31 protein-coding genes are annotated in these 24,932 nt (G+C 62.9%); 8 read left to right on the forward strand and 23 right to left on the reverse strand.

The window, feature by feature from the left end:
• Nucleotides 1-271, forward strand: a 271-nt coding sequence (locus KF827_RS02820) for a hypothetical protein (RefSeq protein ID WP_290999681.1), incomplete at its 5' end; no start/stop codon positions are given.
• A gap of 92 nt (nucleotides 272-363) precedes the next feature.
• On the opposite strand, the gene KF827_RS02825 is transcribed toward KF827_RS02820, so the two are convergent.
• Nucleotides 364-1,131, reverse strand: a complete 768-nt coding sequence (locus KF827_RS02825) for a creatininase family protein (protein WP_290999684.1) — start codon at nucleotides 1,129-1,131, stop codon at nucleotides 364-366.
• Between the two features lie 297 nt (nucleotides 1,132-1,428).
• Here KF827_RS02825 and rpsD point away from each other — a divergent pair, with 297 nt between their 5' ends.
• Entirely contained in the window at nucleotides 1,429-2,043 is a 615-nt protein-coding gene (gene rpsD / locus KF827_RS02830; protein WP_290999703.1) for a 30S ribosomal protein S4, read from the forward strand.
• A 115-nt stretch (nucleotides 2,044-2,158) separates the two neighbouring features.
• Here rpsD and KF827_RS02835 read toward each other — a convergent pair whose 3' ends face one another.
• The 6 genes from KF827_RS02835 to KF827_RS02860 all read right to left on the reverse strand — a co-directional run bounded on the left by KF827_RS02835 (nucleotide 2,159) and on the right by KF827_RS02860 (nucleotide 5,313).
• Nucleotides 2,159-2,533, reverse strand: a complete 375-nt coding sequence (locus tag KF827_RS02835; RefSeq protein ID WP_290999706.1) for a helix-turn-helix domain-containing protein — start codon at nucleotides 2,531-2,533, stop codon at nucleotides 2,159-2,161.
• Nucleotides 2,534-2,642: 109 nt separating this feature from the next.
• On the reverse strand, nucleotides 2,643-3,014 hold the full coding sequence (locus KF827_RS02840) for a helix-turn-helix domain-containing protein (protein WP_290999709.1): 372 nt from the start codon (nucleotides 3,012-3,014) through the stop codon (nucleotides 2,643-2,645).
• Nucleotides 3,014-3,310, reverse strand: coding sequence for a type II toxin-antitoxin system HigB family toxin (locus KF827_RS02845; RefSeq protein WP_290999712.1), 297 nt, complete (start codon nucleotides 3,308-3,310; stop codon nucleotides 3,014-3,016). The genes KF827_RS02840 and KF827_RS02845 overlap by 1 nt, the downstream gene beginning before the upstream one ends.
• A 71-nt stretch (nucleotides 3,311-3,381) precedes the next feature.
• Nucleotides 3,382-4,284, reverse strand: coding sequence for a carbon-nitrogen hydrolase family protein (locus KF827_RS02850; protein WP_290999715.1), 903 nt, complete (start codon nucleotides 4,282-4,284; stop codon nucleotides 3,382-3,384).
• Nucleotides 4,281-4,871 (reverse strand): GNAT family N-acetyltransferase, encoded by a 591-nt coding sequence (locus KF827_RS02855; protein WP_290999720.1) that lies wholly within the window; start codon nucleotides 4,869-4,871, stop codon nucleotides 4,281-4,283. The genes KF827_RS02850 and KF827_RS02855 overlap by 4 nt, the downstream gene beginning before the upstream one ends.
• A gap of 1 nt (nucleotide 4,872) precedes the next feature.
• The gene (locus tag KF827_RS02860; protein WP_290999723.1) at nucleotides 4,873-5,313 is read right to left on the reverse strand and encodes a ketosteroid isomerase-related protein; all 441 of its coding nucleotides are present in this window, start codon (nucleotides 5,311-5,313) and stop codon (nucleotides 4,873-4,875) included.
• 196 nt (nucleotides 5,314-5,509) lie between these two features.
• Here KF827_RS02860 and KF827_RS02865 point away from each other — a divergent pair, with 196 nt between their 5' ends.
• Nucleotides 5,510-7,750 (forward strand): hypothetical protein, encoded by a 2,241-nt coding sequence (locus KF827_RS02865; RefSeq protein WP_290999726.1) that lies wholly within the window; start codon nucleotides 5,510-5,512, stop codon nucleotides 7,748-7,750.
• A 170-nt stretch (nucleotides 7,751-7,920) separates the two neighbouring features.
• Here the strand turns inward: KF827_RS02865 and KF827_RS02870 are convergent, their stop codons facing one another.
• From KF827_RS02870 to purC, 7 genes are read right to left on the reverse strand one after another with little or no spacing between them, the layout of a single operon-like run.
• Nucleotides 7,921-8,337: a VOC family protein gene (locus tag KF827_RS02870; RefSeq protein WP_290999737.1), complete on the reverse strand. Its 417-nt coding sequence runs from the start codon at nucleotides 8,335-8,337 to the stop codon at nucleotides 7,921-7,923.
• On the reverse strand, nucleotides 8,330-8,668 hold the full coding sequence (gene grxD / locus KF827_RS02875) for a Grx4 family monothiol glutaredoxin (RefSeq protein WP_290999740.1): 339 nt from the start codon (nucleotides 8,666-8,668) through the stop codon (nucleotides 8,330-8,332). Before grxD ends, KF827_RS02870 begins: the two co-directional genes overlap by 8 nt.
• 17 nt (nucleotides 8,669-8,685) lie before the next feature.
• Nucleotides 8,686-8,916, reverse strand: a complete 231-nt coding sequence (locus KF827_RS02880; RefSeq protein WP_290999743.1) for a BolA family transcriptional regulator — start codon at nucleotides 8,914-8,916, stop codon at nucleotides 8,686-8,688.
• Between the two features lie 14 nt (nucleotides 8,917-8,930).
• Nucleotides 8,931-11,120 carry a phosphoribosylformylglycinamidine synthase subunit PurL gene (gene purL / locus KF827_RS02885; RefSeq protein WP_290999746.1) on the reverse strand — a complete coding sequence of 730 codons (2,190 nt, stop codon included), beginning with the start codon at nucleotides 11,118-11,120 and terminating at the stop codon, nucleotides 8,931-8,933.
• On the reverse strand, nucleotides 11,117-11,809 hold the full coding sequence (purQ, locus tag KF827_RS02890; protein WP_290999749.1) for a phosphoribosylformylglycinamidine synthase subunit PurQ: 693 nt from the start codon (nucleotides 11,807-11,809) through the stop codon (nucleotides 11,117-11,119). The genes purL and purQ overlap by 4 nt, the downstream gene beginning before the upstream one ends.
• Nucleotides 11,810-11,816: 7 nt before the next feature.
• Nucleotides 11,817-12,071, reverse strand: coding sequence for a phosphoribosylformylglycinamidine synthase subunit PurS (gene purS / locus KF827_RS02895; protein WP_290985852.1), 255 nt, complete (start codon nucleotides 12,069-12,071; stop codon nucleotides 11,817-11,819).
• 46 nt (nucleotides 12,072-12,117) lie between these two features.
• Nucleotides 12,118-12,882, reverse strand: coding sequence for a phosphoribosylaminoimidazolesuccinocarboxamide synthase (gene purC / locus KF827_RS02900; RefSeq protein WP_290999752.1), 765 nt, complete (start codon nucleotides 12,880-12,882; stop codon nucleotides 12,118-12,120).
• Between the two features lie 244 nt (nucleotides 12,883-13,126).
• On the opposite strand from purC, the gene KF827_RS02905 reads away from it, so the two are divergent.
• Together KF827_RS02905 and KF827_RS02910 are read left to right on the forward strand one after the other, a co-directional pair.
• Complete coding sequence (locus KF827_RS02905; protein ID WP_290985847.1) at nucleotides 13,127-13,444, forward strand: DUF1476 domain-containing protein; 318 nt, start codon at nucleotides 13,127-13,129, stop codon at nucleotides 13,442-13,444.
• Between the two features lie 122 nt (nucleotides 13,445-13,566).
• The gene (locus KF827_RS02910; RefSeq protein WP_290999755.1) at nucleotides 13,567-15,339 is read left to right on the forward strand and encodes an adenylate/guanylate cyclase domain-containing protein; all 1,773 of its coding nucleotides are present in this window, start codon (nucleotides 13,567-13,569) and stop codon (nucleotides 15,337-15,339) included.
• 14 nt (nucleotides 15,340-15,353) lie between these two features.
• On the opposite strand, the gene KF827_RS02915 is transcribed toward KF827_RS02910, so the two are convergent.
• Nucleotides 15,354-15,653 (reverse strand): HigA family addiction module antitoxin, encoded by a 300-nt coding sequence (locus tag KF827_RS02915; protein ID WP_290999758.1) that lies wholly within the window; start codon nucleotides 15,651-15,653, stop codon nucleotides 15,354-15,356.
• A gap of 129 nt (nucleotides 15,654-15,782) precedes the next feature.
• Between KF827_RS02915 and KF827_RS02920 the strand changes: the two genes are divergently transcribed.
• Genes KF827_RS02920 through KF827_RS02930 form a run of 3 tightly spaced genes read left to right on the forward strand, consistent with a single transcriptional unit; the run spans nucleotide 15,783 to nucleotide 19,455 of the window.
• Entirely contained in the window at nucleotides 15,783-16,301 is a 519-nt protein-coding gene (locus tag KF827_RS02920; RefSeq protein WP_290999761.1) for a DUF1003 domain-containing protein, read from the forward strand.
• 7 nt (nucleotides 16,302-16,308) lie between these two features.
• Entirely contained in the window at nucleotides 16,309-17,814 is a 1,506-nt protein-coding gene (locus tag KF827_RS02925) for a thymidine phosphorylase family protein (protein WP_290999764.1), read from the forward strand.
• Between the two features lie 9 nt (nucleotides 17,815-17,823).
• Nucleotides 17,824-19,455, forward strand: coding sequence for an MBL fold metallo-hydrolase (locus tag KF827_RS02930; RefSeq protein ID WP_290999765.1), 1,632 nt, complete (start codon nucleotides 17,824-17,826; stop codon nucleotides 19,453-19,455).
• A gap of 316 nt (nucleotides 19,456-19,771) precedes the next feature.
• Here the strand turns inward: KF827_RS02930 and KF827_RS02935 are convergent, their stop codons facing one another.
• From KF827_RS02935 to hisB, 8 genes are read right to left on the reverse strand one after another with little or no spacing between them, the layout of a single operon-like run.
• Nucleotides 19,772-20,146 carry an HIT domain-containing protein gene (locus tag KF827_RS02935; protein WP_290999766.1) on the reverse strand — a complete coding sequence of 125 codons (375 nt, stop codon included), beginning with the start codon at nucleotides 20,144-20,146 and terminating at the stop codon, nucleotides 19,772-19,774.
• The gene (locus KF827_RS02940) at nucleotides 20,139-20,480 is read right to left on the reverse strand and encodes a phosphoribosyl-ATP diphosphatase (RefSeq protein ID WP_291000159.1); all 342 of its coding nucleotides are present in this window, start codon (nucleotides 20,478-20,480) and stop codon (nucleotides 20,139-20,141) included. The genes KF827_RS02935 and KF827_RS02940 overlap by 8 nt, the downstream gene beginning before the upstream one ends.
• Nucleotides 20,481-20,494: 14 nt before the next feature.
• On the reverse strand, nucleotides 20,495-21,271 hold the full coding sequence (gene hisF / locus KF827_RS02945; protein WP_290999770.1) for an imidazole glycerol phosphate synthase subunit HisF: 777 nt from the start codon (nucleotides 21,269-21,271) through the stop codon (nucleotides 20,495-20,497).
• Nucleotides 21,268-22,002, reverse strand: a complete 735-nt coding sequence (gene hisA, locus KF827_RS02950; RefSeq protein ID WP_290999773.1) for a 1-(5-phosphoribosyl)-5-[(5-phosphoribosylamino)methylideneamino]imidazole-4-carboxamide isomerase — start codon at nucleotides 22,000-22,002, stop codon at nucleotides 21,268-21,270. The genes hisF and hisA overlap by 4 nt, the downstream gene beginning before the upstream one ends.
• Nucleotides 21,999-22,559, reverse strand: coding sequence for a GNAT family N-acetyltransferase (locus tag KF827_RS02955; RefSeq protein WP_290999776.1), 561 nt, complete (start codon nucleotides 22,557-22,559; stop codon nucleotides 21,999-22,001). The genes hisA and KF827_RS02955 overlap by 4 nt, the downstream gene beginning before the upstream one ends.
• A gap of 10 nt (nucleotides 22,560-22,569) precedes the next feature.
• Nucleotides 22,570-23,211 carry an imidazole glycerol phosphate synthase subunit HisH gene (gene hisH / locus KF827_RS02960; protein WP_290999779.1) on the reverse strand — a complete coding sequence of 214 codons (642 nt, stop codon included), beginning with the start codon at nucleotides 23,209-23,211 and terminating at the stop codon, nucleotides 22,570-22,572.
• A 2-nt stretch (nucleotides 23,212-23,213) separates the two neighbouring features.
• Nucleotides 23,214-23,768, reverse strand: a complete 555-nt coding sequence (locus KF827_RS02965) for a DUF2628 domain-containing protein (RefSeq protein WP_290999782.1) — start codon at nucleotides 23,766-23,768, stop codon at nucleotides 23,214-23,216.
• An 8-nt stretch (nucleotides 23,769-23,776) separates the two neighbouring features.
• On the reverse strand, nucleotides 23,777-24,370 hold the full coding sequence (hisB, locus tag KF827_RS02970; protein ID WP_290999785.1) for an imidazoleglycerol-phosphate dehydratase HisB: 594 nt from the start codon (nucleotides 24,368-24,370) through the stop codon (nucleotides 23,777-23,779).
• Nucleotides 24,371-24,932 lie beyond the last annotated feature (562 nt).

Genomic DNA, 24,932 nt, shown 5'->3' on the forward strand with positions numbered 1-24,932 from the left:
CCAGCAGAGCACAGGTCTCGACGAAACCTGGCAGCCGATTGCCGAAGATGGCCAGCTTGGCCCGGTGACGGCGAAAAGCTTCGCAACCCTGGCCAAGCGCCTGCCGGCGGACAGCATGGCATCGCTGTTCGATCTCGGCACGCCGCCCTCGGTTGGTGCGGCGGGCAACAGAAAGGCCAAGCCCGCAAGCCAGATGTCCGCAGCTCTCAGCCCGCGACCCAAATCCGCGACAGCGCCTGCGCACCGGTATGCTGTGACTGGTATGCTGTGACTGGCATGCCGTGAATGGTATGCCGTGACTATCGTCACCCTCGCAGCCAGGTCTCGTTCTTGGGCGAGGGTCCATGCCCACGCGGCCGGGCTTCACTCCGCCAGGAAGCGGCGATAGGCGGCGGCGAGATCGGGCGTCACGGCTTCCACGATGCGTTTGCCATGCTCGGCGCTGGCCAGAGCCGGGTTGGAGCCGATGCGGCCATCGGGAAACCGGCTGCGGTAATCGGTGGAATCCGTGAAGCGGCCAGACGGCGCCACGCGCGGGCTCATCTCGGCGCTCTTGATCGCGTCCGGATAGGCGTAATAGGTCACGCTCACTTCGCTGGGCGTGGCATGGCTGCCTTCCTCGGCACCGTATAATTCGCGCGAGAGGCGATGAGCAGCTTCGCTCTCCCACCAATTCTTGATGGCGCAGCGCGGCCGCAGCGCGTTGCTCGCCCCAGAACCATTGCCGTCGTCGGGCCGGCGCAGCGAATGCTCGGCATAGATTTCCGAGAAGGCCGCCGTCACGGTCGCCACGTTGCCGCCATGGCCGTTGATGAAAAAGAACTTGTCGAAGCCATGGCGCGCCAGCGACTGCACCATGTCGCGCACCACCGCGATCAGGGTGGTGGGCCGCAAGGTCATGCTGCCGGCGAAACCCAGGTGATGCTGCGCCATGCCCACATTGATGGTGGGGCCCACCAGGGCATCCTCGGCCTCGCCCACCGCGCGGGCGAATACCTCGGCGCAGATCGCATCGGTGCCGATCAGGCCGTTGGGGCCATGCTGCTCGGTGGAGCCGATGGGCAGGATGATGCCGGTGGAGCGGGCGAGGCGGGCTTCCACCTCGGCCCAGGTGCAAAGATGCAGCAGCATTCCAGTTTTGTTCCTATCATTGGGGCGTTGGCGGTATTCCATACCCTCTGCCCGGCCAAGTCCAGGCTTCCGCCATTCACCGGCCCACAGGTGACCGGCCCAGAGGTGACCGGCCCACGGGTGACCAGCCCACGGGCCAGCTTCTACACGGTTGGCGGAATCGGCTTGACGGCGGGGGGGTTATCCTTATGATGCCCCCGCCCTCTCCGCCCCCCTCAGGCGGAGCGATCGGCATTCCTTGCGCGGAACGGATCGTCACGGCTGCCGAGCCGCCCGCGCGCCGACCAGGAACGACTTATGACCAAACGCGTTGAGTCCAAGTACAAGATCAACCGCCGCCTGAACGAAAACTTGTGGGGCCGGGCCAAGAGCCCTGTCAACAAGCGCGGTTATCCGCCGGGTCAGCATGGCCAGAAGCGCAAGAAGCCCACCGACTATGGTGTGCAGCTGATGGCCAAGCAGCGCCTGAAGGGTTACTACGGCAACATCACCGAGAAGCAGTTCCGCCGCACCTTCGACGAGGCCGTCCGCCGCACCGGCGACTCCTCGGAGAATCTGATCGGTCTGCTGGAGCGTCGCCTGGATGCGGTGATCTACCGCATGAAGGTGGTGCCCACCGTGTTCGCCGCCCGCCAGTTCATCAATCACGGCCATGTGGCTGTGAACGGCAAGCGCGTCACCATCGCCTCCTACCAGGTGCGCGTGGGCGACGTGATCGAGCTGCGCGGCAAGGCCCGCGATCTGGTGATCGTGCAGGAAGCGCTCAAGAGCAGCGAGCGCGACGTGCCGGATTACATCGATCTGGATCAGGGCAAGCTGAAAGCCACCTTCACCCGCGTGCCGCTGTTGGCGGACGTGCCCTATCCGGTGAAGATGGAGCCCAATCTGGTGGTGGAATTCTATTCGCGCTGATTATCCAGCCGGATATCCAACCAAACGGAAAAGCCGCTCCCAGAGCGGCTTTTTTGTTGGGCGGCTTTTTTGTTTCGGGCAGCTTTTTTGTTGGGTGATTGTGTTTCGGGCGGGCTTAAGCCGCCTGCTTGTCCGCGCTCTTGCTTGCCGCAGCCGCCTCATCCTCGGCACGCCAGCGCCGGGCGATGCTGTCCAGCAATTCCAGCGCCGGGTTCAGCTCCACGCCACGCGCGGCCAGGCTGTAGGTCACCTGCGGCGGAATGCTGGGCGTATGCTCGCGGTTCACCAGGCCATGGGCTTCCAGCAGGCGCAGGCGCTCGGTCAGCACCTTGGCGGAAATCCCCACCACCTGGCGCTTCAGCGCGCCGAAGCGCATCGGGCCATTGTTGCGCAGGATCCACAGGATATACGGCGTCCAGGGGCCCATCAGCAGCCTGAGCAGGCTTTCCATCGGGCAGGTGACATCGGCTTTCTGGGTGGCTTTCGACATGGGGCGTTCCTCCTGGCAGCAGGCCTTCCCTGGCAGGCTTTCAGCAGTTACCAAATAGAACGTAGTATATTTTTTCAAGTGCGGATTGCGCAGGCCGGCCATGCACCGATCAAGTATCCGCCTGTAATAGCAGACTTTCAGCGGGAATTCGCCAATCTCTATGTAGTTTGAAGGCCTGCTCCATGGTCAGACCGCGCTTGCCATTCAGGATTTCCGAGGCCCGCGACTTGGATCCCAGCAGCCGCGCCAAATCGGCCTGGCTCAAACCATCGACCTGCATGCGGTATTTAATCGCCGAAACCGCGTCGGGTGCGGCGACCGGCCAATGGGCATCCTCATAGGCCGCGATCAGCGCCGCCAATACATCGAAGCGATCAGCCGCAGCGCTGCCGGGCTCCGGTTCCTTGTCGAAATAGCGCTCTATCTCGTGCAAGGCCCAGTCGTAATCGGCTTCATTGCGCAAGGGTTTGATATTCCGCATCACACTGTCTCCGCATCAATCCGATCATAAGCCGCATGGGTGCCGACGAATTTGATCAGCACGCGCTTGTAGGTGTAAGACACCCGCACCACCAGCCGGTATTTGTTGCCGCCGATATCGAAAATCAGTCGATTGTCGGCGATGAAATCCACCGTGGCGCCGAACATTGTTTTCACATCGGCCGGGCCGGCCCATTGCGCCTTGCTGACCGCCGCATACCAGCTGCGCAGCGGTATCTCGGCCTGGCCATGTTTGCGCCAGAAAAGCTGCAATGTGCGGCGCGCGATAACCTGCATGCGGGCAGGTTAGCAGCTTCCCTATTGCCGAACAAGCGGAAGTTCCCAAATATGGAACCTCCAATATGGCCCTATCGGAATTCCGCCTTCTGCACCGCCAGGCCCGGCAGATGCTGGCTGGCCCAGTCGGCGCGGGTAAACACCTGGGCATTGGCGCGCGCCGCTTTCAGGGCGGCAAAATCGAGATCGGCATAGACCCAGCCCGGCTTGTCGACCTCGCCTTGCGCCAGCACGCCATCATCGGGAAAGCCGCGATCCGGCGTGGCATAGGCGGCGGCCATGCCGCGATTGACATCCACCGCCGGCGACCATTGCGCTTCGCCCACGGTTTGCGCCACCGCCACATAGATCTGGCTTTCCAGCGCACGCGCACGCGCCCCCACATGCACGCGATGCAGCCCGGCAAGCGTATCGGTGCAAGACGGCGCCAGTACCAGATCGGCGCCGGCCTCGGCCAGCGCACGCGCGATCAGCGGGAATTCGATATCGTAGCAGATGGCGATGCCGAAGCTTGTGCCATCGGGCAAGGCAAACAGGTGCAGCGCCGCGCCGCCCTGGATGATCCAGTCCTCGCGCTCGAAGCGCGTCATCTGCCGCTTGTCCTGATGCGCCTCGCGGCCATCGGGATCGTAAACATAGGCGCGGTTGATGAAGCTGCCGTCTTCCAGGCGCACCGGAAAACTGCCGGCGATGATCGTGACGCCATGGCGCTTGGCGGCATCGGCATGCGCCTTGCGATAGGCCGGCAGCAGATCCTGCATCGCCGCGATGCTGCCCAGCAGATCGGATTGCACATGGGGCGCCAGCAGCGAAGCCAACTCCATCGATCCGTATTCGGGAAACAGCAGCAGTTTGGCATCGGCAACGGCTGCCTGCTTCACCCAGGCATCGAGATGCGTCTGCCAATCCGCCGGCGCGGCGAATTGCCCGATGGGGTATTGCGCCAAAGCCACACGCAGGGGCGCGCTTTTCATGCCGGCAGCTCACGCATCCAATAGATCATCGGCTTCTCCGTCGCCGTATCGTCGCCGATATCCTTCCAGGAAAAGCCGGCGCGCAGATCGGGCCGTTGATGATAGCCGCGCTTGCGCCAGAATGCATCCAGCGGCACGTAATCCGCGGGCCTGGCCGGATGATCGGCCGGGCGCTGCACGCCGCAGAAACAGCAGATCGTCTTGCCGTTGCGGCGCGCGGCGGCCTCGCGGCGGCGGAAGAAATCCACGCCCACGCCTTGGCCGCGATAGCCGGGCAGCAACACGCTTTCGCCGAAATAATAAATCGGCGCGATATCCATGCCGGCCTCGATGAACGGCGCGCGCACGAAATCGGCTTCTTCTTCCAGCGCCAGGGCCGTGGCCGCGCCCACCGCGCGGTCGCCATCATACGCCACGGCGATATAGCCGGTTTTCGCTTCGGCATAGCGGCGCAGATAGCCGCGCTCGTATTCCACGTCGCCTTCATAGAGATATGGCCAGGCGCGGAAAACTTCGATACGCAGGCGCGCCAGATCGTCCAGCCGCGCGATCAGCGCCGAACCGGACAGATCCTCCATGCGCAGCATATCAGGCGCCCACCTGCCGCAGCCAATCCTGCAGATTATAATAATTGCTGATGCGCGCGACCTTGCCGTTTTTCACCTCGAAGAATGCACCGGCCGGCAGCACGTATTTCTGCCCCGTGGCCGGCGGCAGGCCGTCATCGGTAGCCTTGTAGGTGCCGAGCACGGTGAATTCCGCCGAGGCGCGCGAGCCGTCCTCATTGGTGGCGATGCTGATATCGACGATCTGTTCGGAATAACAGCGATCCATCCGGGCCAGAAAAGCGCGGAAGGCCTCCCGCCCGGTCTCGCGGCCGCCCTGGTTGATGTCATGCGCCACATCGTCGGTCAGCAAAGCGAGAAAGCCCTCGATATCAAGCCGGTTGAAGGCTGCGTAGTAGTTCTCGATCAGGCTTCTGGTCTGGCTGGCGGCAGATTGGGCGGCAGTAGATTGGGCGGCAGACATCGAAAATTCCCCTCACGCGGCAAAGATTTACGGCAGAGCCGGGCTTACGCCCGGCCATGATTGTGTGCAGCGCCGTCCAATAGCAAAGGCATGGCGGTATGTGAAAGCAATAATTTGAGTCGACGGGAAATATACTTTTACGATAATATAAAACTATAAAACACCAATAAGTGGGGGCTTTGTCATGAACTTTCAAATGCTTAAGTTCGCTGGCGTGGCCCTGCTGGGGCTGAGCCTGCTGGGCTGCAATACAACCAGGTTCGAAAGGCAGAAAAACCAGCTGCCGACAGGAAGTGAATTGGGCCAGACCACCCTGACGGTGATGGGGCTCACCCGCTGGGACGATATCGCCGACAAGTTACAGCCGGAATTCACGCTCACCCCTGCCGATGCTCTGGGCCGGGTGTTGCCTATCACCGGACAGAATGAGGAATTCCTTCGTTCCGTGCTGGGATTTTCGGGGGCGTTTTCGCCGGCTTTTTCAAGCCTCAACAGCAGCCGCACGGTCAGCACCACCGATGGCGTCAGCACATCCACCGCCAGCAAGACCTTGACCCGCTCCGATGGTGAGGTACCTGAAACCAATGATGTGGACCTGAGCGGCAAAGCCAAAGATATCGGCCGGGCCAGCGGCATGTTAGGGCAGGTGAATCCCGTTCTGCATTACGAAAGCGCGTTCAATTTTTTCACTTATGTGCAAATCCTCAACAACACGATCAAGAGCGTTGCCAAGCAGGAGGATGAAGAAGCGTTTATCCTGCGCGTGAAAGTGGGGGCACAGCCCTATTACCGTTCAGCCGGCGTAGACCTTTATGCATCGCTATCCGTGTTTCTTGCCAACCGCGCGACTGAACTGCCCAGCCTGCCCGATTGGCGCTTGAAAGAAATTGTGGAGCAATACAAGGCTGCTAATGAAAAAATAAAGCCTGCAATTCTCAGTAAGGCTGTCCCCACGCAGCCGAAGCCGGATGACGCCCTCCGCACCGAGCGCGTGCGCGTCTTGCCCTTGCTGGCCAGCGATAATATTGAACTCACGCAATCCTCGCGCTCGGCAAATGAATTGCGGCAATTCTCGTTGGCCTTGAACCTGATGGTGAAAGGCTTCGGTGCCAGCCTGGGTGCCGACAAGCTCAATGAGGCATTGCAAACCTATCTGACCCGCGAAGAAAACAGCGTGATGGCGGTGACTTCATTGACCGAGAATTCCGTGCAGGCCCGCTTCGGTGCCACGCGGATCGGAGCGGATGCCTATGCCATGAGTGAGCGGGTGCAAAATATCACCTTGCTGGTTTTCGTGCCGAAAAAGGAGAAACGCACCGCCGAGAATCTGCGTGTGACCGGCAGAATTCTGGCGCGCAATGCCGCCACGGGCGAGCCGAAGGATTATGGCTCGGCCGACCCCATCGAGGATTATATATCGCCGGCGCTTGATAAGGCCGCTTTCACCTATAGCCCTAAAAAAATCAATGCAAGCGCGCTGGATGATATCAAGCTGGTCTGCAACACCTCGGATCTTGCGAAGAAGTTGAAAGATATTTCCACTGCGGGCAACGATGCCACGAAGCCGGCCGATGCCAAGGAAAAATTCGACCGGGCTTTCAAATGGGAATTGTTCAATCTGTCTTATCGCAATCTACCCGGCTGTTTTAAATGGATGCTGGAGGCTGTAACCCAAGAAAGCGATTACTGGCAATTCCTGTGGAACGATCTGGCACAGGCGGCAGGTGCCAGTAACCGCATGTCTGGTTATGCGCAATTGCAGGATGCCCCGGCTGAAGAAGCGCCCAATAGCAATCAACTTGTGCTGTTGCAAGATGACGGCAAGGCCGAGACGCGCGCTACGATATTCGGCGGCAAGAATTTGCCGGTTGCCAAGCTGACCGGACGTCTGCCGGTTGGAACACAGGAATATCTTTATGGCCGCGTGGCCGCAGGCAGTGCCGCCAATACCATTCAGATTGCCTTTCCGTCGCTGAAGGCATTGGAACTCAAACCGGAGACCAATGCAAAATTGGAATTGCTGAAAGCCGATGGCAGCGTGTTTTCCAGCCACCCGGTCAAACTTTCCACCATCGCGGAAAAACCCACGGCGGCTATCGAGTTAAAAACCAGCATCAGCCAGATTGCCGCCAGCAATGGCGAGGGCAGCCTGCGCCTTCTTGCCACGATCAAAACCGCCAAGGTTGGAAATGCCGAGCAGGCCATGGCGGATAATGTGGAAATCGCCGTTGCCGGGGCGGAATTGGTGAATGCCGAAGGCAGTGCCGTCAGCCTCAAGGGCGACAAGGCGATCATTACCGGCAATGGCGCCGTGACGCTGAAATTGCGCAACTTGATCCGCGGCGAGAAAGTGCGGCTGGCCGCCATCGCCAAAAAAGGCGGCAAGACCGTTCAATCGGAAAACCTAGAATGGTCGGTGGCTGTCGCCAGCGAATGATCGATCAACACAAACGATGAGACATTGCTATGGCGAAAAGAAAACCGGAAACAACCAAGCAGAAAGACAAAACGCCAGCCGATACCAAACAACCGAGTGGTGCAACCGGAGACGCCGATGGCCTTCCGCCGCCGCCCAAGCGCAAACGTAAAAAACCGAATTGAACCGCGTTAGCGCCCCTTCAACTCTATCCCGTTGCCGTCGGGGTCGCTCAGGTATAGCGATGTGCCGGTGCCATAGGCGCCGTAGCGGTCTTTCGCCGCTTCGGGTGCGATGCCGAAGCGCGCCAGATGGGCGCGGATCGCGGCCTCGTCGAAGGGCTGCACGGTGAGGCAGAAATGATCGAGGTTGCGCGCCGCTTGCCGCAAAGGTTCGTCGCCGGGCAGGGCCAGTGCGCCATGGGCATCCACGATATCGATCAGTTGCGTGCCCACGCGCAGATGGGTGAGGCCGATCTTCGGCTGCTCATGGGCGATGCTGCAGCCCAGCACGTCGCAATAAAACCGGATCAGCCGCGCCGGATCGGCGCTGCGCAGCACGATGTGATCGAAACCGCCCAGACTGAAAGGCGGCCGGGCTTCAGGCATCCTTATATTCGATACCCTGCTGCTTGAGCAGATCCTGCAATTCGCCGGACTGATACATCTCGCGCACGATATCGCAGCCGCCGACGAATTCGCCCTTCACATAGAGCTGCGGAATCGTCGGCCAGTCGGAGAATTCCTTGATGCCCTGGCGGATCGAGGGATCGGCCAGCACATCGATGCCCTTGAACTTCACGCCGAGATGCGACAGCACCTGCACCACAACGGCGGAGAAGCCGCATTGCGGAAATACCGGCGTGCCCTTCATGAACAGCACGATATCGTTATCGGTCACTTCCTGCTTGATACGGTCGGCAACGGTGGCGTCGGTCATGGCGTCAGGTCCGTTTGTTATGGGGTTTGCGTGGTGAGTGCCAACGCATGCAGCTGGCCACCCATGCGGCCCTTCAGCGCGGCGTAAACCAATTGATGCTGCTTCACGCGGCTCAAGCCCGCGAATGCGGCAGACACCACCGTGGCGGCATAATGATCGCCATCGCCGCGCAGATCGTCGATTTGCACCTGCGCATCGGGCAGGGCTTCCTTGATCATGCGTTCGATTTCGGCGGCATCCATCGCCATGAAGAGTGTCTCCTTTAAGCCTTGCCGGCCATATAGCCAGGCAGCCAGCCCTCATGGGCCTGGCGCAGCTCAGCCAGCGATATGGTGCCTTGGTCTGCAACAGTCAAATCCTGGCCGCCGGTCATGCCCAACCGGGTTGCCGGAATGCCGGCCTTTTCGGCCTTGCCGAGCAGGGCATCGGCCTGGCTGGCCGGGCAGGTGACCAGATAGCGCGCCTGATCCTCGCCGAAAGCCGCCCCGAAAGCATCGCCTTCCGTAAGGCTGATATCGGCGCCGATATCGCCGGCCAGGGCCATTTCCGCCACGCCGACCAGCAGGCCGCCATCGGACAGGTCATGCGCCGCCGTGACGGCGCCCTCCAGGATCAACCCGCGCAGGAAATCGCCATTGCGGCGCTCGATGGCCAGATCCACCGGCGGCGGCGGGCCTTCCTCGCGGCCCAGCACTTCGCGCAGATAGATCGACTGGCCCAGATGGCCTTTTGTTTCTCCCAGCACCAGGATGGCTTCGCCCGGCCGCTTGAAGGCCAGGGTCATCATCTTGGCTACGTCATCCAGCACGCCGACGCCGCCGATGGCGGGCGTGGGCAGGATGCCCTTGCCGTTGGTTTCGTTGTAGAGCGACACATTGCCCGACACCACCGGATAATCCAGTGCGATACAGGCCTCGCCGATGCCCTGCACGGCGCCCACGAACTGCCCCATGATATCGGGCCGTTCCGGGTTGCCGAAATTCATGTTGTCGGTGATCGCCAGCGGGCGCGCGCCCACGGCGGTGATGTTGCGCCAGGTTTCGGCCACCGCCTGGCGGCCGCCCTGCACCGGATCGGCGAAGCAATAGCGCGGCGTACAATCCACGCTCATCGCCAGCGCCTTGGACGGGTGATCCTGCACGCGCACCACGGCGGCATCGCCGCCCGGAATCTGTGCGGTATCGCCGCGCACCAGATGATCGTATTGCTCCCAGATCCAGCGCCGCGAGGCCATGTCGGGCGAGCCGATGATCTTGAGCAATGCCTTGGGCATCGGCAGCGGATGGTTCACCGGATTGAGCGGCGCCGGCGGCGGGGTGGGAACCCACGGCCGGTCGTATTCCGGCGAAGCCTGGGCCAGCGGATCGATCGGCAGATCGCCCACCTGTTCGCCGTTGAAGCGCAGCACCATGCGGCCGGTATCGGTGAGATGGCCGATGACGGCGAAATCCAGTTCCCATTTCTTGAAGATCGCCTCGGCCTTGGGCTCGCTGCCCGGCTTGAGGATGATCAGCATGCGCTCCTGGCTTTCGGAGAGCATGAATTCGAACGGCGTCATGCCGGTTTCGCGCGCCGGCACTTTATCCAGGTCGATCTCGATGCCCATGCCGCCCTTGGACGCCATCTCAAAAGACGACGATGTAAGACCGGCGGCACCCATATCCTGGATCGCCACGATCACATCGGTTTCCATCAGCTCGAGGCAGGCCTCGATCAGCAGCTTTTCGGTGAAGGGATCACCCACCTGCACGGTGGGGCGCTTCTCTTCGCTGTCGTCGCTGAATTCGGCAGACGCCATGGTGGCGCCATGGATGCCGTCGCGCCCGGTCTTGGAGCCGACATAGACCACCGGGTTGCCCAGGCCGGCGGCTGCCGAATAGAAAATCTTGTCCTGCTTGGCCAGGCCCACGGTCATGGCATTGACCAGGATATTGCCGTTATAGCTGGGATGGAAATTCACTTCGCCGGCCACGGTGGGCACGCCCACGCAATTGCCATAGCCGCCGATGCCATGCACCACGCCCGATACCAGATGGCGGGTTTTCGGATGCTCCGGCGCGCCGAAGCGCAGCGCATTCAGATTGGCGATGGGGCGCGCGCCCATGGTGAACACATCGCGCAATATGCCGCCCACGCCGGTGGCCGCGCCCTGATAGGGCTCGATGAAGCTGGGATGGTTATGGCTTTCCATCTTGAAGATGGCGGCCAGGCCGTCGCCGATATCGATCACGCCGGCATTCTCGCCCGGGCCCTGGATCACCCAGGCCGCCTTGGTGGGCAGGGTCTTGAGCCACTTCTTGGAGGATTTGTAGGAGCAATGCTCCGACCACATCACCGAGAAAATGCCGAGTTCCACCCGGTTGGGCTCGCGGCCCATGATTTCCAGCACGCGATCATATTCATCGGGCTTCAGGCCCATCAGATCGGCGGGATATTTCGTCTGCTTGGTCATTGCAAAGCCTCGGCCAGGCCGGCGAACAGGCCGACGCCATCGGTGCCGCCGCAAACCGGGTCGGTGGCGTTTTCCGGATGCGGCATCAGGCCCAGCACGGTCTTGCCCTTGTTGAACACGCCGGCGATGTTGCCCACCGAACCGTTCAGGTTGGTTTCCGGCGTCACGTCGCCAAACAGATTGGCATAGCGGAAAGCCACGCGGTCTTCGTCTTCCAGCATCTTCACGGTATCGGCATCGGCATTGTAATTGCCATCATGATGCGCCACCGGCACACGGATGCATTGGCCCTTGCGATACTTGCCGGTGAAGATGCTGTCGCTGGTTTCCACCCGCATGGTGATTTCGCGGCAGATGAATTGCAGGCCGGCATTGCTCATCAGCACGCCGGGCAGCAGGCCGGCCTCGCAGGCGATCTGGAAGCCGTTGCACACCGCCAGCACGCGGGTGCCTTTATCGGCACGGGCCTTCACTTCGCGCATCACCGGCGAATGCGCCGCCATGGCGCCGCAGCGCAGATAATCGCCGTAAGAGAAACCGCCGGGCAGCACGATCAGATCGACTTTGGGAAAATCCGCATCGCCATGCCAGACTTCCAGCGGCGGCTTGCCGCCCGAGGCCTTGGTCAGCGCCATTTTCATGTCGCGGTCGCGGTTCGATCCGGGGAAGACGATGATCGCGGCTTTCATGGTCGGCTCAGCCCACCAGTTCGACGCTGAAATTCTCGATCACGGTGTTGGCCAGCAGCTTCTGCGCCATCTCCTTCACCGCCGCCTCGATCTCGGGCTTGGGCTTCTTGGCCAGTGCGCCGGAGAGTTCCAGCTCGATCAGCTTGCCCTGGCGCACTTCGGCCACATCAGCGAAGCCGAGGCTGTGCAAGGCCTGGCCGATGGCGCGCCCCTGGGGATCGAGCACGCCGTTTTTCAGGCTAACATGCACGCGGGCTTTCATCGCATAGATCCTCTTAGGTCTTTAGGAAACGGCCGATACCGGCCGCTTATTGCATGGTCTCCGGGCCCTTGATGTCGCGCGGGCCGCCTTCGAGCAGAATGCCCAGCCGGCGCGCGACTTCCTGATAGGCCTCGGCCACATTGCCGAGATCGCGGCGGAAGCGATCCTTGTCCATCTTTTCGTTGGTCTTCAGATCCCACAGCCGGGCGCTATCGGGGCTGATCTCGTCGGCCAGGATGATGCGCATCTCGTCGTTCTGCCACCAGCGGCCGAATTCCAGCTTGAAATCCACCAGGCGGATGCCGATGCCGAGAAACAGCCCGGTGAGGAAATCGTTGATGCGCAGCGCGAGATGCATCACTTCGTCGATTTCCTGCGGCGAGGCCCAGCCGAAGCAGGTGATATGCTCCTCGCTCACCATCGGGTCGTTCAGTTCGTCGTTCTTGTAATAGAATTCCACGATCGAGCGCGGCAGCATGGTGCCTTCCGCCACGCCCAGGCGGGTGGACAGCGAGCCGGCGGCGACATTGCGCACGACCACTTCCAGCGGAATGATTTCCACTTCCTTGATCAGCTGCTCGCGCATATTGAGGCGGCGCAGGAAATGCGTGGGAATGCCCACTTCGCCCAGCCGCGTCATCAGATATTCCGAGATGCGGTTGTTGAGCACGCCCTTGCCGGTGATGGTGCCCTTCTTCTTGTTGTTGAAGGCGGTGGCATCATCCTTGAAATACTGCACCAGAGTGCCCGGCTCGGGTCCCTCGAACAGAACCTTGGCCTTGCCCTCGTAAACCTGTCTGCGGCGGGTCATGGAACACCCGTATGGTTGTGGGAAGGTGGAAATCTTTGGCGGATAAATACCGCCTATGGCCGGCTTCCGCAATGCCGCCAGGAAAGGTTTCAGGCCCGGTCTGCGGGCAATGGCAAAGCGGCGCCGAAATCGGCCCGAAATGGCCGCAAAACCCGATCCGCCCGGGGCTTGCGGCAGCGGGGGGGCGCCCCCTATATACAGGGCGAGAGTATTTTCAGACCCGGACGACCCTGGAGCCACCTGGATGACGACCTTCGACGACCGCAAGGATGCTTTCGAGAAGAAGCACGCCCATGACGAAGAGCTGGCCTTCAAGGCCACCGCCCGCCGCAACAAGCTGCTGGGCCTGTGGGTGGCAGAACAGCTCGGTCTGAGCGGTGATGCCGCCGAAGCCTATGCCAAGGAAGTTGTGGCCGCCGATTTCGAGGAAGCCGGCGACGACGACGTGGTGCGCAAGGTGATGGCCGATCTGCAGGCCAAGAAGGTGGATGTTTCCGAACACCGCCTGCGCGGCAAGATGGCCGAATTGCTGGAAACCGCCCGCAAGCAGGTGGCCGGCTAACACCCGACAATCGATTTCACAGCGAACAGCCGTCATTCCTGCCGGGATGGCGGCTGTTTTCGTTCAGACCGCTTCCTGGCCAGGAAAAAGCGCCGTAATCTGGCCCTGAAACCGGAGTGGCCATGCCGAAGCGGGCGAGCGTAAGCCGTCATTGGAACTGGGAAGGCATCTATGGCCGGACGAAGCTCGTCACCGGCCTGATCCTGTTCACATTTCTCGGCACCCATCTGCTCAACCACGCGCTGGGGCTGATCTCGCTGCAAGCCATGGAGGCCGGCGCCTGGTGGTTCAAGCTGCTGTGGCGCAACCTGGCCGGCACTGTGGCGCTGTATGGCGCGCTGCTGCTGCATCCCTTGCTGGCCGGCTATAACTGGCTGCGGCGCGGCCATTATCGCGGGCTGCCCTGGCAGGCCTGGACGCAATTGCTGCTCGGCCTCACCGTGCCCTGGCTGCTGCTGGTGCATCTGATGGGCAGCCGCGTGGTGCATGAATTCGCCGGGGTGAACGACAGCTACGCTTTCGTGCTCAGCTCGCTGTTCGTGGCCGATCCGATGCTGGGGCTGCAACAGAATCTGCTGATCCTGATCGCCTGGGCGCATGGCTGTTTCGGCATGTATTACTGGCTGCGCCTGAAGCGGTTTTTCGAGCGGTTGTGGCCCACATTCTTCGCCATCGCGCTGCTGCTGCCGGCCTGCGCCATGCTGGGCTATCTGTCGGCCGGCCGCGCCGTGCGTTTCCTGCTGCGCGATCCCGACTGGCTGGCGGGCTACCAGGCCAGCCTGAACTGGCCGGGCGATGCGGCGGTAAGCTGGGTGTATCCCACCATCGAGATCGTGCAATACACCCTCGCGGCGCTGATGCTGGGCGGCCTGATCGGGCGCTGGCTATGGGGCCTGCTGCATCGCAGCCGCAGCCAGATCAGCATCCGCTATCCCGATGGCCGGCAATGGCGCGGCCGCGCCGGCAGCCTCAGCCTGCTCGAAATCAGCCGCGCCATCGGCTATCCCCATGCCTCGGTTTGCGGCGGGCAGGGGCGTTGCTCCACCTGCCGGGTGCGGCTCAGCAATCTCAATATTGGCGAGCCGGGCCTGAACGACCTGCCGCCGCCCAGCGCCGAGGAACAGGCGGTGCTGACCCGGGTGGAAGCCCCGCCCGGCGTGCGGCTGGCCTGCCAGGTGCGTCCTGTCGCCGACCTGGCCGTGCTGCCGCTGCTGCCGGCCGGGGTTACGCCCAAGACGGCCTATGGCGCGGCCTATGGCTCGTCGGGGTCGCTGGGCCTCAGCCAGGGCCTGGGCCAGGGCAGCGAGCGACGCATCGCCATTCTGTTCGCCGATCTGCGCGGCTTCACCAAATTGTCGGACGGCAAACTGCCTTACGATGTGGTGTTCATCCTGAATCAATATTTCAAGGCGATGGGCGAGGCCGTGGAGCGCCATGGCGGCCGGCTCGACAAATTCATCGGCGATGGCGTGATGGCTTTGTTCGGCCTGGATTGCGAACCCAACGAAGCCTGCCGCCGCGCGCTGAACGCCGCCGGCGCCATGGGCCGCGCGATGCAGGAGCTGAATGCAGCGCTCAGCAGCGATCTCGGCGAGATGCAATTGCGCATCGGCATCGGCATCCATTGCGGCCGGGTGATCGTGGGCGAGATGGGCCATGGCCGCGCCATCGGGCTCACCGCCATCGGCGATGCGGTGAACACCGCCAGCCGGCTGGAATCCGCCACCAAGGATTTCGGCGCCGAATTGGTGATCTCCGACATCGTGGCCAATCGCGCGGCGTTTTCGCCGGAAGCCATGCAGGCCCTGGGCTTCCACCCCGACAGCGTGAAACTACGCGGCAAGGCCGAGGAAATGGCGGTCTGGGTGCATCCGGCCTTGGTGGATTTGCCGTGAAATCGCCGGCCTGACTAAGCCGCGCGCTTCAGCGGCTGGATGCTGATGAGTTCGGCATTGATCGCGCGCTTGCGCTGCATCAGATCGTGATCCGCCTGCAAGCCTAGGAAAAAACCTTCGCTGAGGCCGAAAAAGCGCGTCAGGCGCAGATCGGTATCGGCGCTGATGGCGCGTTTGCCGAGCACGATTTCATTGATCCGGCGCGGCGGCACCTTAACGGCCCGGGCCAGTGCATTCTGGCTCAAGGCCAGCGGCTGCAGAAATTCTTCCAGCAGGATTGCCCCGGGATGCGGGTTGCGCTTTGCCGCTCGCATGATCTGTTCTCCGAACCGGAATATACCACATACGCCCATAAATCCAAAAATTCCTGATCTCGATCAATCGGTTTTGCCGGTGCGATGGGCTATGCTGTGGGCGAAGCATAACTGCCGGGGCCAACGATCATGAGCCAGTCCACCGCATCAGCATCCAGCCTTCGCGGCCTCACGCCCGAGGAAGTGGAGATTCTGCACGATCTGCGCCGACGCCGCCATCAGGTGCATCATAAGCCGGCCCGTGCGCCGGCCAGCCTGGGCCAGCGCATCGCCGATGGTTTCGCCGGCGCGGTGGGATCGTGGAATTTCGTGGTGATCCAGAGCCTGCTGCTGGCGGGCTGGATCGTCGGCAATGTGTGGTTCGGCGCGCGCAGCTGGGATCCCTATCCCTTCATCCTGCTGAACCTGCTGCTGTCGTTCCAGGCCGCCTATACCGCGCCGGTGATCATGATGAGCCAGAACCGCATGTCGGAACTCGATCGCCGCCAGGCCGAAGAGGATTACCATGTGAATGTGAAAGCCGAATTGGAGATCGAGTGGCTGCATCACAAGATCGACCTGCTGCGCGAGCAGGAGATCATCACGCTGACCAGCGCCGTGCAGCGCCTGTCGGCACAGCTCGATAAACTGGAACAGCGGAGCGCGTGAATTGCCCATGTTGAAGTTGCGGCCCCTGGCCATCGACACACACCGCGAGGCGGTGGCCTATCTCAATCGCGCCTGCACGCAATACCGCGCCGAGGAATTCCTGGCGCTGGAAAAGATCGAGATCGTGAATGACGGCAAGCGGCTCACCGCGATCCTCAACATCGTGGACGATCCCGGCTTGCTGGCGCCCGACGAGCTGGGCCTGAGCCATGAAGCCGCGCGTGCCTTCGGCCTACCGCCCGGCAGCCCGGTGCGGATCGAACATCCCAGCCGGCCGGAAAGCCTGGAGGCGGTGCGCCGCAAGATCCAGGGCGGCATCCTGGCGCCCGAGGATTACGCCGCCATCATCGGCGATGTTGTGGGCCGGCGCTATTCCAAGATGGAAATCGCCGCCTTCCTGGTGGCCTGCGCCGGCTTCATCACGCCGGAGGAAACCCTCGGCCTCACCCGCGCCATGGCGGAAACCGGCCACCGCCTGCATTGGAAGCGCCACGATGGCAGCCCTGGCATCGTGGTGGACAAGCATTGCATCGGCGGCATTCCGGGCAACCGCACCTCGATGATCGTGGTGCCGATCGCCGTGGCCCATGGCCTGACGATTCCGAAAACCTCGTCGCGCGCCATCACTTCGCCGGCCGGCACCGCCGACACGATGGAAGTGCTGGCCCGCGTGGATATCGACGTGGACGAGATGCGCGATATCGTGGATCGCGTGGGCGGCTGCCTGATCTGGGGCGGCCGCGCCAATCTGTCGCCCGCCGACGATATCCTGATCACCGTGGAACGCCCGCTGGGCATCGATACGCGCGGCCAGATGGTGGCCTCGATCCTGTCGAAGAAGGTCACCGCCGGCTCCACCCATCTGGTGATCGACATGCCGATCGGCCCCAGCGCCAAGCTGCGCGACCGCGCCGATGCCGTGGAATTGCGCAAGCTGTTCGAATTCGTGGGCCATGCCATGGGCCTGCGGCTGGATTTCGTGTTCAGCGATGGCAGCCAGCCGGTGGGCAACGGCATCGGCCCGGTGTTGGAGGCGCGCGATGTGCTGAAGGTGCTGCGCAACGATGCCGATGCACCCGCCGATCTGCGCGAACGCGCGCTGCTGGTGGCCGGCCATCTGCTGGATTTCGATCCGGCCCTGCCTGGCGGCAAGGGCCTGGCGCGGGCGCGCGACTTGCTGCAAAGCGGCGCCGCGCTGAAAGCGATGGAGCGCATCATCGAGGCCCAGGGTCCGGCCTCCGAAATCCTTTCGCCCGGCGCATTGGCGCATGACGTGGTCGCGCCTTGCGACGGCCATGTGCGCAGCATCGACAATCTGCGCCTGGCGCGCATCGCCCGCATGGCCGGCGCGCCGGCCTTCAAGGGCGCGGGCGTGGACCTGTTCAAGAAGGCCGGCGACAGCGTGCGGCGCGGCGAACCGCTGTTTCGCATTCATGCCGCGCTGGACAGCGACCTGCGGTTCGCCGCCGATCTGGCCGAACGCGATTGCGGTTATGTGTGCGGTAATTTTTGAGGATGCATCATGTCTGTTGAACTCACTTTTCATGGCGCCGCCGGCACGGTCACCGGTTCCTGCTATCTGCTCAGCGTGGGGCGCCATCGCCTGTTGATCGATTGCGGCCTGTTCCAGGGCGACAAGACCCTGCGCGAATTGAACTACAATCCGCTGCCCTTCAATCCCAAGCAGCTGCATGCGGTGTTGCTCACCCATGCTCATATCGATCATTCCGGGCAATTGCCGCGCCTGGCGAAATTCGGCTACGAGGGCCCGGTGCATTGCACCGACGCCACCGCCGATCTGCTGCGCTGGGTGCTGCCCGATAGCGCGATGATCCAGGAAAACGAAGTGGACCGGCTGAACCGCCGCAACCAGCGCCGCGGCCGCGACGCCGTGGAGCCGATCTACGATGCCGAGGATGCCGAAGCCTTGCTGAAACTGCTGCAGCCGCAGCCGCTGAATGCCTGGTTCGAGCCGGTGCCCGGCGTGCGGGCGCGGCTATGGCCGGCCGGGCATATCCTGGGCTCGGCTTCCATCGAGCTGGAAATCCGCGAGGATGAAAAATCCGATCCCGCCACATCCGAGCCGTTGCGCCTGCTGTTCTCCGGCGATATCGGCCCCGAGCACAAGGCCTTGCAGCCGCCGGCCCAGGCGCCGAAGGATCTGGATTACGTGATCATGGAATCCACCTATGGCGGTCGTTCGCGCCCCAAGCTGGATCCGCGCCAGCGCCAGGCCGTGCTGGCCGAGGAAGTGCGCGCGGCGCTGGCCAATAACGGCAATCTGCTGATCCCCGCCTTCGCCATCGAACGCACCCAGGAATTGCTGGCCGATCTTTGCGCGCTGATGGATGGCGGCCTTGTGCCGAAGACGCCGATCTTCGTGGATTCGCCGCTGGCCACCCGCATCACCCGGGTGTTCGAACAGCATCGGCAAGAGGCCGGCTTGGCCAATGGTTTGCCTGCCGGTCCGGACCCGTTCAAGCATGCCGGCCTGCGTTATCTGGAATCCGCCGAGCAGAGCAAGCAGATCGAAACCATCACCGCCGGCGCCATCATCATCGCCGCCAGCGGCATGTGCGATGCCGGCCGCATCCGCCATCACCTGCGCAACAATCTGTGGCGCGCCAATGCCACGGTGCTGCTGATCGGCTATCAGGCGCCGGGCACGCTGGGTTCGCTGCTGGAGCGCGGCGAAAAGCGCGTGCGCATCCATGGCGAGGAAATCGTGGTGCGCGCCCATATCCGCAAGCTGGAAGTCTATTCCGGCCATGCCGACCACGACGAATTGCTGGATTGGCTCGGCGACCGCCTGCCGGTGCGGGGCGGCCTGTTCCTCACCCATGGCGAAGCCGATGCCGCCAGCGCGCTGCGCCTGGCCATCGTGCAGAAGCATATGGATATCGCCGGCATCCAACTGCCCAAGCTGGACGAAACCTGGCGGCTGGATAAAGGCAAGCCGCGCCTGCGCAAGGCGCCCGACAAACCGGCCCGGCTGGATGCCGAACATCGCCGCGACGCGCTATCGGGCCGCGACTGGCACAACGATTACGCCGCCCTGGTGCTCGACCTGCAAAAACGCCTGCAGGAGGCCGGCAACGACCGCCAGCGCCGCCGTCTGCTGAAACGCCTGCAAGGCCTGCTGCAGCGGGAGTGAGAGTTGTCTTGGGTTTTCTGAACGTCCGGCTTCAACACCAATCGTCACCCTCGCATTCATTGCGAGGGTCCATGTTTGAAGCGCCAAAGCCCACTGACCTCAAGCCTGCTGATCTCAAGCCCACAGAACCATGGACCGCCGTAACAAGTACGGTGGTGACGATCTTTGGTGGTGCGGACCCGCTCTCTCACCCGTCATGCCCGGACTTGTTCCAGGCATCCATTTTTCAGCGACCGCGCCGCACTCGAAGCCGACGCTTAACGAACCGGAAGCTATTTGCCCCAGATCCATTCGCCCCGGGCCTATTCGCTCCGGGCTATTCCCCGGCAGGCTTCAGCATGCGGCCCAGCGGGCGGCCGCCCAGCACGTGGATATGCAGGTGCGGCACATCCTGATGGGCGTTGGCGCCGTTATTGGCGATGATGCGATAGCCGTTTTCCTCGGCCTTCATCAGGCGCGCGGTTTCGCCGATGGCCTGGATGAAATCCGCCTGTTCCTCGGCCGTGGCCTTGGCGGAAAAGGCATCCATGTTCAGATAGGCGCCCTTGGGGATCACCAGCACATGCACCGGGGCCAGCGGGTTGATGTCGTGGAAGGCCAGCGAATGCTTGGTCTCCAGCACCTTCTTGCAGGGGATTTCGCCGCGCAGGATACGGGCGAAGATGTTGTTGCTGTCGTAGACTTCAGCCATTGAGGGGATCCTTGCGGTTCTTCTTCTCGTCCACGCCCGATGTGCCTTCGCGGCGGCGCAGCTCTTCCCACACTTCCGCCGGCGTGACGCCGCAATCGGCCCACAGCACCAGCAGATGAAACAGCAGGTCGGCGCTCTCGCCCACCACTTCGTCGTTATCCTTCAATGCGGCGGCGGCCAGCGCGGTTTCCACCGCTTCCTCGCCCACCTTCTGGGCGATCTTGGCGCGGCCGCGCGCAAACAGCTTGGCGGTATGCGAGGTGGCGGGATCGCCGCCCTTGCGGGTGAGGATCAGGGCATAAAGCCGTTCGAGAATCTGCCCGTCCTGATTCATGCTGTCGCCGCTGCTCATGGCGCCATATCCTCCGAGCGCATGGGCAGCCCTGCCGCTGCCATATGCTGTTTCGCCTGCGCGATGCTATAGCGCCCGAAATGAAAGATCGAGGCGGCCAGCACCGCCGAGGCATGGCCTTCGCGCACACCGGCCACCAGATGATCCAGATTGCCCACGCCGCCCGATGCGATCACCGGCACGCTCACGGCATCGGCCACCGCGCGGGTAAGCGCCAGGTCGAAGCCTTTTTCGGTGCCGTCGCGATCCATCGAGGTGAGCAGGATTTCGCCCGCACCCAGGGATGTCATGCGCTTGGCCCAATCGATGGCATCCAGCCCGGTGGCATTGCGGCCGCCATGGGTGAACACTTCCCATTTGCCCGGCGAGACCTGCCGCGCATCGATCGCCACCACCACGCATTGGCTGCCGAATTTCTCGGCCGCCTCGCGCACGAATTCCGGGCGCTGCACGGCGGCGGTGTTGATCGAGGTTTTGTCGGCACCGGCCAGCAGCAGCTTGCGCACGTCATCTACCGTGCGCACGCCGCCGCCCACGGTGAGCGGCATGAAGCAACGTTCCGCCGTGCGCGCCACCACATCGAACAAAGTGTCGCGCGCATCGGAGGAAGCGGTGATATCCAGGAAGGTGAGTTCATCGGCGCCGGCGGCGTCGTAGATCGCGGCCTGCTCCACCGGGTCGCCGGCATCGCGCAGGCCGACGAAATTGACGCCCTTCACCACGCGGCCGTCTTTCACATCCAGGCAGGGTATGACGCGGATTTTCAGAGTCATGCGGCAGCCTTGAGCGCGGCGGCCGGATCGATGCGCCCGGCATAAAGCGCACGGCCCAATATCGCGCCGTCGATGGGCGCGCCGCCGATCGCTTCACTGGCGGCACGCAAAGCCGCGATATCCTCCACGCCGGCCACGCCGCCCGACGCAATCACCGGGATCGGCACCGCCTTGGCGAGCGCCGCCGTGGCCGGTGCATTCACACCCTTGAGCAGGCCGTCGCGGTCGATATCGGTGTAAACGATGGCGGCCACGCCGGCATCCACGAAGCGGTTGGCGAGGTCCACGGCGGTCAATTCGCTGGCTTCGGCCCAGCCTTCAACGGCCACCTTGCCGCCCTTGGCATCGATGCCCACCACAACGCGGCCGGGCCAGCGTTTGGCGGCGCGGCGCACCAGATCGGGATCGCGCACCGCTATGGTGCCCAGGATCACCCGGGTGATGCCGGCTTCCAGCCAGGCTTCGATGGTGGCTTCGTCGCGGATGCCGCCGCCGAGCTGGATCGGCAGCGAAATCGCGGCGCGGATGGCGCGCACGGCGGCAGCATTCATCGGCTTGCCGGCGAAGGCGCCGTCCAGATCCACCAGATGCAGCCAGCGGAAGCCGGCCTGCTGCCAGGCCAGCGCCTGGGCCGCCGGATCGCTGTTGAACACCGTGGCGCGTGCCATGTCGCCCTGTTCGAGCCGCACGCATTCGCCATTCTTCAAATCGATGGCCGGATACAGATTCACGCCGGCGCTCCCTCTTGTGCATCGTCGTCCGCCAGCAGCGGCTTGCTGTAGAAATAGCCGGGCACATAGCGCCCGTTCACATAGGCATAGCGCGGGTTGGTGCCCCAGCGCTGAAACCCGCAGGCCTCGGCCAATTGCATCGCCGCGGTTTGCGTGGCGCGCATATCCAGCTCCACCTGGCGATAGCCCTGCTTGCGCGCCACATCTTCCACCGCCGCCAGCAAGCCGCGCGCCAGGCCATGGCCGCGCGCCCAGGGCGCGATGAAAAACGTGGTGAGATGCGCGGCATGGGCCTGCGCTTCGTTATTGCTCGGCGGCCGCAGCATCTGGGTGGAGCCTACGATGGCGCCATCCAGCCGTGCCACGAACAGGTCGCGCTGCGGCATCATCAGCACGCCGCGCCAGTATTTTTCCAGCACCATGCGCGAGGGCGGCACCAGCCAGCCGAAGCCGCTGCCATCCAGGATCGCCTGTTCGGCGGCCACGCAGATTTCATCCAGCTCGTCCTCGCTGAGAACGCGCACCTGCTCCACGCGGGCTTGCGGCTGGCTGTTCATGCCACACCTGTCACGGTTGCCACCGTAAAAAATTCGCCAGCAGGCGCAGCCCGGTGGCCTGGCTTTTTTCGGGATGGAATTGCGTGCCGAACAGATTGTCGCGGCCCACCGCCGCCGTAACCGGTCCGCCGTAATCCACATCGGCCAGCACATGCCGCGCATCGCTGGCGCGCAGATGATAGGAATGCACGAAATAGGCATGGGCGCCTTCGGCAATGCCATCCAGCAAGGCATGCGGCCGATGCAGATGCAGCTGGTTCCAGCCCATATGCGGAATTTTCAGGTCGGCATTATCGGGTTCGAGCATCTGCACGCTGCCGGGAATCCAGCCCAGGCCCTTGTGTTCGCCATGTTCCAGGCCGCGTTCCGCCATCAGCTGCATGCCAACGCAGATGCCGAGAAACGGCCGGCCCTTGGCGATCACCGTATCGTTCAGCGCATCGATCATGCCATCCAGCGCCGCCAGGCCACGATAGCAATCGCCGAACGCACCCACGCCGGGCAGCACCACGCGATCGGCGGCGGCCACCAGGCCGGGATCGGAGGTCACATCCAGCGTCAGCGCCAAGCCATTGTCGAGGGCTGCGCGTTCGATGGCTTTGGCGGCGGAGCGCAGATTGCCGGAGCCGTAATCGATCAGGGCTACACGCATGTTCATACCAACCGGGGCAGGGCGGAGATTTCACCAGCCAGTCCCCGACCTGGCGCCCGAGCCGGGGATTGGCCCGAAGATTGGCCCGGGGCCCGAGCAGGGGATTGGCCCGGCAATACGCCGAGATCGTCGCTCATGCGATCACCCAGGCTGGCGGCCTGGCGCACGGCGATCTCGCGGGTGTAAAGCAGGTGCGCTTCCGCTGCATCGCGGGCCGCCACAACGGCACGCATTTGCCAGCCATTGCGATCCAGCGTCCAACGCCGCAGCTCGGCGGCGCTGGCGCCGAACAGAAACGCCAATGCGATGCCGATCAGCCAATCCGCCGGATCGGCGATATCCAGCACGGCATACACCACGCCCAGCGCCAGCATCAGGCCGACATAGCCGGCCAGGCCCCACCATTGCCGATGCCAGATCAGCCAGACCGGCGTGAACAGGGCGGCGATCCAGGAAAAGCCGGACGGCACGATCTGCATGAAGGTCCGGTCCTGCATGGCGGCAGCGGCACCGACAGGGCTTTGGCCCGGGCGCATATGGATGCTGAAGAACCGCATCGAAGCGCCTACAGGCTGCCCTTGGTGGAGGGAATGGCGTGCGGGCTGCGCGGATCCTGGGTGATCGCGGCGCGCAAGGCGCGGGCCAGCGCCTTGTAGCAGGATTCCACGATATGGTGGTTATTCTCGCCGTAGAGATTTTCCACATGCAGGGTCAGCCCGGCATTCTGCGCGAAAGCCTGGAACCATTCCTTGAACAGCTCGGTATCCATCTCGCCCAGCTTGGGCTTGGTGAAATTCACCTTCCAGATCAGATAGGGCCGGTTGGAGGCATCGAGCGCCACGCGGGTGAGCGTTTCGTCCATCGGGATCAGCGCATCGCCATAGCGCTGGATGCCGGCGCGGTCGCCGAGCGCCTTGGCGAAGGCCTGGCCGATGGCGATGCCGGTATCCTCGGTGATGTGGTGGAAATCGATATGGGTGTCGCCCTTGGCGCGCAGGCGCAGATCGATCAGGCTGTGGCGCGACAGCTGCTCCATCATATGGTCGAGGAAACCCACCCCGGTGCTTACGTCGTAGGCGCCGGTGCCATCCAGATCGAGGCTCACCTCGATCTCGGTTTCCTTGGTTTTGCGGGCCACGCTTGCCTTGCGCTCGGCCATGCCAAAACTCCTCAAAACAGCCCAGAAAATATCCCAGAAAGCATTCCTGGCCGGCAGGGCCGACGGAATACGCGGGCGGTATAGCAGGAAGCAGCCGGCGAGGCCAGCCGATACCGTTCAAACGCAACCGGCCCATCAATACCGGGCCACCGGCCGGTCTTACCGCCAGAGTCCGGGCCACTCCACCTGACGTAGTTCTAAAGATACGCCGCCAAGAAGCGAGAGCCGGACCAGAATACCGCTACGGAAGGTTGTTATCGAATTATAATATCCCGGAATGACGTATTACTGAAAAATTAGCTGCCGTGTGGATGTGGTTGGACTAAGCATGACTCACCCATGGCGCTAGACCCGCGCTGAACCGTTGGGGTTTTTCCGGGTCTGATGCCTCTGGTTGTGAGATTGGGTGTTCCGACGACAGCTGGCCGTAAAGGGAACTTTCCGTCCGCAGGGGTGTTGAGCATTCAGGCCCTGGCCTGGGATTTCCCGCTTAGGTTCCCCTTGAGACCGCGTTCCCCGGCAGTTGCCCGGATATATGAATTAACCCGCCCGGCTGTCGCCC

This window comes from Ferrovibrio sp. (assembly GCF_019636075.1).
GTDB lineage: Bacteria > Pseudomonadota > Alphaproteobacteria > Ferrovibrionales > Ferrovibrionaceae > Ferrovibrio.